Source organism: Castellaniella sp. UC4447_H14, from assembly GCF_052978285.1.
Genome location: NZ_CM129666.1, coordinates 3,093,224 through 3,103,036 on the forward strand (window position 1 = coordinate 3,093,224; position 9,813 = coordinate 3,103,036).

Sequence of the window (9,813 nt, forward strand, 5' to 3'; positions counted from 1 at the left end):
ACCTCGCTCCATGGAAAGTCGATCGCCCCCCATGGGCGAGGAGGCTGCGGCTGCGGTCGCGCGCAGTGAACTGATTCGCACGATCGCCGCAGCGCTCTGGGACCAGCGCGGCCGTACGGGTCTGGCACTCGCGTTGCTCGTAGCCGCCAAACTGCTGATGGTGGCCGTGCCGGTGGTGCTCAAGCACATCGTCGACGTGCTCAGCGGTCCAGGTCCCCTGACTCTGCCCGTATTTCTCCTGCTCGGCTATACGGTGCTGCGCTTCGGCGGCAGTCTCTTCACCGAACTGCGCGACGTCGTGTTCGCGCCGATCGCGCAGCGCACGGTGGCCGATTTCACCTTGCGCCTTTTCGGGCATCTGCAGTCGCTGGGGGCCGCCTTTCACGGGGGGCAACGCACGGGCAGCATGACGCGCGACTTGCAGCGGGGGACTGCCGGCGTCGGCTTCCTTGTCGGCACGGCGCTGTTTTCGCTGCTGCCGACCCTCGTCGAGATCGTCTCCGTCGTGATCGTTCTGGTGGCCGATTACAGCCTCTGGTTCGCGCTGATGGTCGCCCTCACTTTTGCGGCCTATGCCAGCTATACGTCCATACTGATCCGTCGGCGCACGCCGCTGCAGAGGCGGCTGAACGAGTTCGATTCCCAAATGAGCGGGCGGCTCGTCGACAGCCTCCTCAACTATGAGGCCGTCAAGCTCAATTCCGCGGAGCGGCGCGAAGCGGCACGACTGGGCGACGTGCTGAACCAATGGGTGCATGCCGGCGTGCGGAATCAGAATTCCCTGTCCCGGCTGCATGTCGGCCAGGCAGGCATCATCGCGTTCGGAGTGGGAGCGGTGATGGTGCTGGCCGGCCAGCAAGTCGCGGGCGCCCGGATGTCGGTGGGCGACCTCGTGCTGATCAACGCCTACATCATCCAGATTTGTCTGCCGCTGAATGCGCTGGGGATGATCGTGCGGCAGGCCCGTGAATCGTTCATCGCCGCCGAGAACGTTTGTGCGCTCTTGCTGCTGCCTCCAGAACCGGGTAGCGAAACCGGACTGCCCGCCCTGAAGGCGGGCCCCGGCGAGGTGGTCTTTCAAAACATATCGTTCGGCTACGAACCGGGTCGCCAGATTCTGTGGGACGTGGACCTGCACATCCCGGCCGGGAGCACCCTGGCAGTGGTCGGCGGGAGCGGCTCGGGGAAGTCCACGTTGGCGCGCTTGCTGCTGCGCTTCTATGATCCCGGCGAGGGCCGCGTGCTGATCGATGGCCAGGACCTGCGCCAGGTCGGCATCGCAAGTCTGCGGGGAACGGTCGGCATCGTGCCCCAGGATACGCTGCTGTTCAACGATACGATCGGCTATAACATCGGCTACGGACGCGCGGACGCCACTCGCGAGGAAATCATCGAGGCCGCCCGTGCGGCGCGCGTCCATGAATTCATCGAGAGCCTGCCCGCGGGCTATGAGACGCCGGTGGGCGAACGCGGCCTGAAGCTGTCGGGCGGCGAGCGCCAGCGGATCGCCATTGCCCGAGCCTTGCTCAAGCGGCCGGCCATCATGATCTTCGATGAAGCGACCTCGGCGCTGGATACCCGCACGGAGCGAGCGATCCAGCACGAGCTGGATCGCATCGCCCGCGACCACACCACGCTCATCATTGCGCACCGGCTCTCGACCATCGTGGGCGCGGATCGCATCGTCGTGCTCGACCACGGCAGGGTCATCGAGTCGGGCACGCACGATACGCTACTGGCCACAGGCGGCGTCTATGCGCAGATGTGGCAACTGCAGCGTCAGCTCGGCGCGCTCGAGGAAACAGACCGGGCGGCCGCGCATCAGCCGGTCAATCTGGTGGCGCTGGCGGCGGGTGTGCTGGATGCCACCCGCGACATGCTGCGGAGTCGCGGCGTCAACCTGTATACCTTCATTGGTGCCGAGGCAGCCCGCATTACGGGGGATCCCGGGGCCTTGCAACGGCTCATCTGGGATCTTTTCCTGCACGCGCTGGGCTCGACACCGCCCGGTGGACGCATGGCCTTGCATCTCATGCGAGAGGGTTCGGTGACGAGGCTGACGGTGACCGACGGGCGGGCGCCCCGTGAAGCCGACGTCGTAGTCGACGTGCCGGCCGACCCTGTACTGGCCAGGGCGGCCGCCCTGGATCCGGCCACCCTGGCCGCCGAGACGCAGCGGCAGGGAGGGCAGTTCAGCACGAGGTCCGAGGAAGGAGGGGGGATGAGCTATACGCTGGAATTTTCGCTGCGATCGGTGGCGCCCGTGGAAACTCAAACGCCGGTTCCCCCCGAGCACAGCGATCTGCACGGACTGGACGTCATGCTGGTCGACGACCAGGAGGAAGCCCGCGCGCTGCTGGCGGCCGTGCTGACGGAGGCCGGAGCGCGGCTGGAAGTGTTGACGAACGGGACCGCGGTAGTGGATGCATTGCGGCGGCCCCGCGCGCAGTGGCCCGATGTGCTGGTCTGCGACATGTCGCTGGGCGATATCGATGGGGACGAGGTCATCGCCCGCGTCCGGGCCCGCGAGGCCGCCGCGCAGGTTCCTCTGGGAAAGCGTTTGCCGGCGATTGCCCTGTCCGGCCACGACGCGCCGGAGTATCGCCTGCGGGCCTTGCTCGCGGGCTTTCAGATCCACCTCGGGAAGCCGGTGGATCCGCGCGAACTCGTTGCCAGCGTCGCCGCGATGGCTCATCCGCGGGCGCGTCTGCCAGCGGTACCCGCTCCACACTGACCGCCGCCCGGACGGCACGCTACTTGCTCTTTCCCGGCAACCGGGGCCATTTCGCTGTGGGCTCCGAAAGCGGGTCGCCCGGTTGGGTGGCAGTCGGAGGCAGTGTTGCACTGCCGCAGGCGGACGGAAGTCCGCCGAATCGAGGAAAGGGAGTCAAGCATGAATCGAGACAAGGAAGAAGTTCGGGGTGCCGACATCGTCGGCAGCCCCAAGTCGAACGCTTCCGGACCGGGGCCGGAGGTGATGGCCGCCAGTACGCTGGAGGGCAACGATGTCTACAACAGCCAGGGCGAGAAGCTGGGCAGCATTGACGAGATCATGCTCGATGTGCTCAACGGACGCATTGCCTATGGCGTGCTCTCGCGGGGCGGCGTGCTGGGGATTGGCGACAAGCTGTATGCCATTCCCTGGGGGGCCCTCACCCTCGATACGGACCGCGAATGCTTCGTCCTGGACGTCAGTGCGGACCGGCTGAAGGAAGATCCCGGTTTCGACAAGGACCACTGGCCGTCCATGGCCGACGATGCGTGGGCTCGCCGCACTTATGCCTACTATGGACAGGATCCCTACTGGTAGGGCGCGGGCGGCCGTCCCGGGCTTCAGCTCGGGATGGGCCTCACGGGCTCGGCGGCACATCTTCAGCATCTGACCAGGAGAACAGGCATGCGAGGTTTCGAGGCACTCAGGGACCGTGTGATATTGGTGACCGGCGCGGGCAGCGGGCTGGGCGCGGCCCTGTGCGCGCGGCTGGTGGAAGAGGGCGCTTGTGTCGCGGCGCTGGATCTCCACGCGGAGCATGTCGACACGCTGGCGGAGCGCCTCCGCGGTGACGGCGGTCGCGTGCGGGCTTACACCGGGGACGTCGGAAATGCGCAAGACGATGCGCGGGTTCTGGCGGCCGCTGTCTCGGCGTTCGGCCACCTGGATGCGATCGTGAACTGCGCCGGCGTGGACATCACGGCCCCTATCCGGGACGTCGATGTGGCGGGATGGGAGCGCGTGGTGCGCACGAATCTGATCGGGCCGTTCCTGCTGTCGAAACTGGCGCTCGATCATCTGGGCGCCAGTGGGCATATCGTCAATGTCGTCTCCACGGCCGCGCGCCGCGCATGGCCCAATGCAAGTGCGTACCATGCGAGCAAATGGGGGCTCATGGGCCTGACCCAGGCGCTGCATGCCGAGCTGCGCCCCTGCGGTATCAAGGTCAGCGCCATCATCGCCGGCGGCATGCGCACGCCATTTTTGCTGGACCGGTTCCCAGATATCGACGTCGGCACACTCCAGGACCCGACGCACGTGGCGCGGGCCATTCTTTTTGCGCTGACTCAACCGGAAGAAAGCGTGGTGCCCGAAATCATGGTGCTTCCCATGAAGGAGACATCATGGCCGTGAAGGATGCGACACCCGACGCACGCGCGGCGATCTTTCTCGACAAGGACGGGACGCTGCTGGAAGACGTGCCCTACAACGCCGATCCGTCACTGATGCGGTGGGCCCCCGGGGCGCGGGCGGGAGTGCAGGCGCTGGCTGCGACCGGCCGGCCGCTGGTGGTGGTCAGCAACCAGCCCGGGCTGGCATTGGGACGGTTCGACCGTATGGCCCTGGAGGCAATGAGGGAACGGCTCTACGAGCTGTTCGATCAGGCAGGCGTCTCGCTCGCAGGCTCTTATTTTTGCCCGCATCATCCGCAGGGGCGCGTGGCGCCCCTTGCCTGTTTCTGCGGCTGCCGCAAACCGGCTCCCGGGCTGCTGCTGCGGGCCGCGAGCGATCTGAATCTGGATCTGTCCGAGTCATGGATGATCGGCGACATTCTGGATGACGTGGAGGCGGGGCACCGTGCGGGCTGCCATAGTGCGCTTCTGGATGCCGGCCACGAAACCGAATGGAAGGCGGGTCCGGCGCGCGTGCCGGACTGGCGGGTGCAGAGCCTGGAGGAAGCGGCTCTGCGGTTGCATGCCTCCCGGGAAGCACACTATGTCGCAGCCGCGTGAACAGAGTCCGCAGGTCTCGGTGGTGATCCCGACGCGCCGGCGGCCCGCGCTTCTGCGGCGGTGCCTGGAGGCCTTGCAGGCCCAGCAGATTCCGGCGGAGTCAGTCGAGATACTGGTGTGCGACGACGGGCCCGATGCTGCAACGCTGGAGGTCGTGGAATCGCTGGCGCAGCGGTGCCCCGATGGGCCGGTGTTGCGTTATCTGGTCCCCGGTGGGGAACATGGGCCGGCCGCCGCCCGTAATCGAGGGTGGCGCCAGGCCCGGGCGCCCGTGGTGGCGTTTACCGACGATGATACGGTACCGGCCTCCGACTGGCTGGTCCGGGGTCTGCAGGCCATGCCGCCGGGCGTATCCGCAGTCAGCGGACGGATCATCATGCCCGTGCCTCCCCGGCCCAATGATTACGAACGCGACGCGTCGGGGCTCGCGGCGGCGGAGTTTGCGACTGCCAATTGCTTCGTCCGCCGGGAAGCGCTGGAGAAGGTCAACGGCTTCGATCCGCGCTTCAGCATCGCATGGCGGGAAGATTCCGATCTGCAGTTCTCATTGATGGAAGCGGGCTTGATGATCGTGCGGGCGCCAGACGCCCGCGTCCTTCACCCGATACGGCCGGCCGGATTTGCGGCGTCCCTGCGGATGCAGCGAAAAATCGTGTTCGATTCCCTGCTGTTTCGGAAGCATCCGAAGTTCTACCGTGAGCGGATTCGTCCGGGGCTGCCGTGGTTCTACCTCCTGACGACCTTGGCGGGATCGATCGCGGTGGGGTGCGCGCTTGCCGGTGCGTGGAAGGCCGCTGGCGCCTCGTTCGGGCTGTGGGTGCTGCTGACGGCGTGGTTCTTTGCGCGGCGTGCCAGGGGCACTTCGCGCCGGCCCCTGGATCTTGCGGATCTCCTGGTGACCTCAGTGCTGATCCCGCCGCTCTCCATTGGCTGGCGGGTGGTCGGCATGGCCCGTTTCGGAGGCGGAATTCCATGACGCTTCGCGATTGTTCGATCGAAAGTATCGTGGTCCTGCGAGCTTTGCAGTTGGGCGACATGTTGTGTAGCATCCCGGCCCTGCGGGCCTTGCGAGCCGCCTATCCGCGGGCCCACATTGCGTTGGTGGGCTTGCCGAACGCGGCTGATTTCGTCCGCCGGTTTTCGGCCTACGTGGACGAATTGCTGCCATTCCCGGGGCTGACCGCATTTCCCGAACAAACCTCCCGCGAGACGGAGCTGCCGGCGTTCTATGGCGCGGTACGCAAGCGGCGCTTCGATCTGGCGCTGCAGTTGCACGGGAGCGGCGCGCAGTCGAATGGCGTGGTCCGGCAGTTCGGTGCCCGGCTCGAGGCGGGTTTCGTACCCGACCCCGGTCAGGGGGTGCCGGGCTGGCATATGGAGTGGCCGACCGACCTGCCCGAGCCGCTTCGTTATCTTGCGCTCCTGCGGCATCTCGGGCTGCCGGCGGAGAACGCGGCGCTGGAATTGCCGCTGTTCCCCGGCGAGGACCTGGCCGCCCGGGCGCTGCTGGATACAGAGGGATTGAATCCTGACCGGACGGTGCTCGTGCACCCCGGCGCGCGCTTGCCGTCCCGCCGCTGGCCGGCGGACCGCTTTGCCAGCGTGATCAGCGCGCTTGCAAAGGAGGGATGGGAGGTGGGACTCACGGGGGCCGCCGACGAGTTCGGCATTGTGGACGATGTCCTGCATCAATGCTCGGTGCCGGCGGCGAATCTGTGCGGCAGCACCACACTCGGCGAACTGGCGGCCCTGCTGACACGGGTGCGCTTGCTGATCTCCAACGATACCGGGGTCTCCCACGTCGCCGCGGCGCGCGGCGCCTGCAGCCTGATCGTCGCATGCGGCAGCGACACGCGGCGCTGGGCGCCTCTGGACAGGCGCCGCCATCACGTTTTGTCGGTGGATCTGCCGTGCCGTCCCTGCATGCATCGGCGGTGTCCCATCGGTCATCCCTGTGCGCTTGGCGTCACCGTCGAGCAGGTGCTCGCGCATGCCCGGCGGGCGCTTCAGACGTCGGAGTCACCCCCGTTGCGGGCGGGATCGGGCGGTGAATATGCGAGACCGGCATCGTCGGCGTCGACGCTCTTGTCGGGTTCCACGTCCTGGGGATCCGCGTCGGGTGCCAGATAGGGGGGCTCTGCAGCCGGCCGGGCGCCCGTCCCTGCGGCGTCGCTTTCCAAGTCGCGCTCCTGGGGAGGCCGTTCGCTGGCGGTATCCGAGCTGTCGCTGGGACCAAAGCGGTCTTCTGGTTGTTCGGTGGCGCGGGCGGGTGGGGTGGTTGGATGGCGTTTCATGGCCAGCTCCTCATCGAGTGAACCCGCTGGCGGGGAGGGGGGTACCGACGGGTGCCGCTGGAGCGGCAAGTGGCGTGCCTGAAGACTCTGCAGCGGCACGCGGCTTGCTCTGCAAGGATCAACCAATAGAGTCCAGCAGGATAGAACGATGCGGCCCGAAAGCAGCGAGGGGACGGTGCCCGCGGCATCCGGAGGCATTCTGGTGCTGTCCCCCCATTTTGATGATGCGGTGCTGGGATGCGGCGCCTTTCTGGCGGGGAGGCCCGGCAGTATCGTGCTGACCGTTTGCGCTGGCGTGCCTCCTGGAGATGCTCCCGTTACGGATTGGGACCGGCGGTGCGGCTTCCATGGTGCGCGCGAGGCCATGCTCGCGCGCCGGGAAGAGAACCAGTATGCGCTGCAGAAGCTTCGCGCGATCGGGCTGGAGTTCGACATGCTCGACGGCCAGTACGGCGGCCAGTGCACCGGGCTGGCGGCGCGCATCGTGCAAGAGCTTTTGCGCCTGCGGCCCTGCATGGTGCTGCTGCCCATCGGATTGTTCCATGAGGACCACATTCGGGTGAGCAATGCGGCGCTGCGCGCGAGGCGCTGGGTCACCAAGAGCCGCATTTCCTGGATCGCCTACGAAGATGCGCTGTACAGGCGCTACGCGGGGCTCATGCAGCAGCGGCTCGCTGCGTTGCGCGCCCGCGGGATTCAGGCCACTCCGTGGCTCACGGTTCCCGCCGATCTGCCGGTCAAGCGGCGGGCGGTGGCGGCCTATGCGAGCCAGCTCGAGCCCCTGGGGCTGACGCCGGGGCGCGGTGACGACGCGCTCCCGGAGCATTACTGGAAGTTGGGTGACGAACAGGTGGACTATGGACAATCGACTGCAATCCCACCGTGTGAGCGTGGTGGTGCTGACCCACAATCGCCGTGAAGAGGTGATCCGGGCACTGAACTGGGCGCGGCGTTCGGCGCCCGAGTCTCCGCTGATCGTTGTGGACAATGCCAGCACGGACGACACGGTCAGCCAGATCCGGAAGCACTTTCCCGACGTCCACCTTGTCAGCTCGGCCACCAACCTGGGCGCTGCCGGCCGGAATCTGGGCGTCGAAATCGCCGATACCGACTACGTGGCGTTCTGTGATGACGACGTAGGGTGGATGCCCCAGGCCCTGGCAAGGGCTTGCGAAATCCTGGATCGCCATCTGGATGTGGCCGTGCTGAGCGCGGCGATTGTGGTGGGAGCGGAGGGCAGTCCGGATCCCGCCTGTGAACCCATGGCGCGCAGTCCCCTGCCCGGGGAGCCGGACATTGGTCCGGCGCTGGTCGGCTTCATGGCCGGTGCGTGCGTGATGCGGGTCTCGGCCTTCCGTCAGGTGGGGGGATACTGGCCCGGTCTGTTCCTGGGGGGCGAGGAGTTGCTCCTGGCTCTGGATCTGATGGAGAAGGGATGGCGCATCCTGTACGCGCCTCAGATCATGGCTCGACACTGGCCGTCTCTCAATCGGGACGCGGCGGCCCGGCGGCGGCTGCTCGCGCGCAACGCGCTGCTGATCGCATGGATGCGGCTGCCCTGGAGGCCTGCCGTCAGCGAGATGTGGCGCACGCTGCGTCAGTTGCCGGACTGGCACGTGCGCCTGGATGCCTTGATGGAAGCCGCACACCATGCCCATATCAGCGGCGCCAGGCACCGCCCCGTGAGCGAGCGGACCTGCAGCCTGCTGGCCCGTGTGCGGGGCGCCGAAGCGCCGCCTCGCCGCCAGCATGCCCTGCATTAGTGGAGCGTGAGTGCGGCGCATTCATCCGGGCCATCGGCTCAGGAACGCCAGGAAGCGGCGTTCCGCCGCATCGAGCCCGCGTGGCGTCCGTGGCGCCGGCCCTACCTTGTCAAGACGACCGCTGGAATGCGCCTCCAGGATGGCGGGGTGGACGTAGCACTGCCGGCACACGGCGACGGTATTGCCCAGGCGTCCCGCCACCGCCTTGAGCGCTGCTTTTTCCTGCTTCGGCGGAGGGGGCGACTCCTTTTTCGCCGGGGCGTGTCGCAGGCATTCGAACGCCATCACCGAGCCGCCCCAGGTGCGGAAATCCTTGGCCGTGAAGTCCTGGCCCCCGATGGCCTGCAGGTAGGTATTGACGTCGGTCGAGCTTATGCCGTGTTTTCGGCCTTCCGGGTCGCGATATTTGAACAGCCGTTGGCCGGGGATCTCGAGACAATGACGCAGCAGCGTGGCCAGCCGTCTGTCATGCAAGGAGACATCGTGCTGGACGCCGCTCTTGCCGCGAAACTGAAAGCGGATCCGCGTGCCCGCCACGCGGGTGTGCTTTTTTTCGAGGGTAGTCAGACCGTAACTGCGGTTCATCCGCGCATATTGCGTACTGCCGACGCGGATCAGCGTGTGGTCCAGCAGCATGACCACCAGTGCCAATATGCGCGCCTTGGGCACGCCCGCCAGCCGGAGGTCCCGAAGCACGTGGCGGCGGATGCGCGGCAGCGCCGCACCGAATTCCGCGAGTTGGCCGAATTTGTGGGCGTCCTGCTGCGCGATCCACTCGTCATGGTAGCGGTACTGCTTGCGGCCGCGGGCATCGCGCCCGGTCGCTTGCAAGTGACCGTTGGCGCGCGCGCAGATCCAGACATCCTCGTAGGCGGGCGGTATCGCCAGCATGCGGATGCGCGCGAGTATCGCCGGGTGGCGGATCGACCGCCCTCGGCGGTCCAGATATCGGAAGCCGCCTTCCCCGTCCGCTTCGCGGCGGTATCCAGGCTCGGAGTCGTCGGTGTAGGCAAGCGGCATGTGGAGTCGGC

The 9,813-nt window shown here is 67.0% G+C and carries 9 protein-coding genes; 8 read left to right on the top strand and 1 reads right to left on the bottom strand.

Annotated features, from left to right (window positions below; translation table 11 throughout):
- Nucleotides 1-10 precede the first annotated feature (10 nt).
- From ACVCMJ_RS14880 to ACVCMJ_RS14915, 8 genes are all read left to right on the top strand, one after another.
- A complete protein-coding gene (locus tag ACVCMJ_RS14880; protein ID WP_447082173.1) occupies nt 11-2,734 on the top strand; it encodes an ATP-binding cassette domain-containing protein in 2,724 nt (907 codons plus the stop codon).
- A gap of 159 nt (nt 2,735-2,893) precedes the next feature.
- Complete coding sequence (locus ACVCMJ_RS14885) at nt 2,894-3,310, top strand: PRC-barrel domain-containing protein (protein WP_447082174.1); 417 nt, start codon at nt 2,894-2,896, stop codon at nt 3,308-3,310.
- Between the two features lie 87 nt (nt 3,311-3,397).
- Nucleotides 3,398-4,126, top strand: a complete 729-nt coding sequence (locus ACVCMJ_RS14890) for an SDR family oxidoreductase (protein WP_447082175.1) — start codon at nt 3,398-3,400, stop codon at nt 4,124-4,126.
- Nucleotides 4,117-4,725 (top strand): D-glycero-alpha-D-manno-heptose-1,7-bisphosphate 7-phosphatase, encoded by a 609-nt coding sequence (locus ACVCMJ_RS14895; protein WP_447082176.1) that lies wholly within the window; start codon nt 4,117-4,119, stop codon nt 4,723-4,725. The genes ACVCMJ_RS14890 and ACVCMJ_RS14895 overlap by 10 nt, the downstream gene beginning before the upstream one ends.
- Nucleotides 4,709-5,701 carry a glycosyltransferase gene (locus tag ACVCMJ_RS14900; RefSeq protein ID WP_447082177.1) on the top strand — a complete coding sequence of 331 codons (993 nt, stop codon included), beginning with the start codon at nt 4,709-4,711 and terminating at the stop codon, nt 5,699-5,701. The genes ACVCMJ_RS14895 and ACVCMJ_RS14900 overlap by 17 nt, the downstream gene beginning before the upstream one ends.
- Entirely contained in the window at nt 5,698-6,855 is a 1,158-nt protein-coding gene (locus tag ACVCMJ_RS14905; protein ID WP_447082178.1) for a glycosyltransferase family 9 protein, read from the top strand. The genes ACVCMJ_RS14900 and ACVCMJ_RS14905 overlap by 4 nt, the downstream gene beginning before the upstream one ends.
- Nucleotides 6,856-7,167: 312 nt before the next feature.
- Nucleotides 7,168-7,938: a PIG-L deacetylase family protein gene (locus ACVCMJ_RS14910; RefSeq protein WP_447082179.1), complete on the top strand. Its 771-nt coding sequence runs from the start codon at nt 7,168-7,170 to the stop codon at nt 7,936-7,938.
- Nucleotides 7,877-8,782 (top strand): glycosyltransferase family 2 protein, encoded by a 906-nt coding sequence (locus tag ACVCMJ_RS14915; protein ID WP_447082180.1) that lies wholly within the window; start codon nt 7,877-7,879, stop codon nt 8,780-8,782. Before ACVCMJ_RS14910 ends, ACVCMJ_RS14915 begins: the two co-directional genes overlap by 62 nt.
- Before the next feature lie 21 nt (nt 8,783-8,803).
- On the opposite strand, the gene ACVCMJ_RS14920 is transcribed toward ACVCMJ_RS14915, so the two are convergent.
- Nucleotides 8,804-9,802: a DNA topoisomerase IB gene (locus ACVCMJ_RS14920; RefSeq protein ID WP_447082181.1), complete on the bottom strand. Its 999-nt coding sequence runs from the start codon at nt 9,800-9,802 to the stop codon at nt 8,804-8,806.
- Between the last annotated feature and the right edge of the window lie 11 nt (nt 9,803-9,813).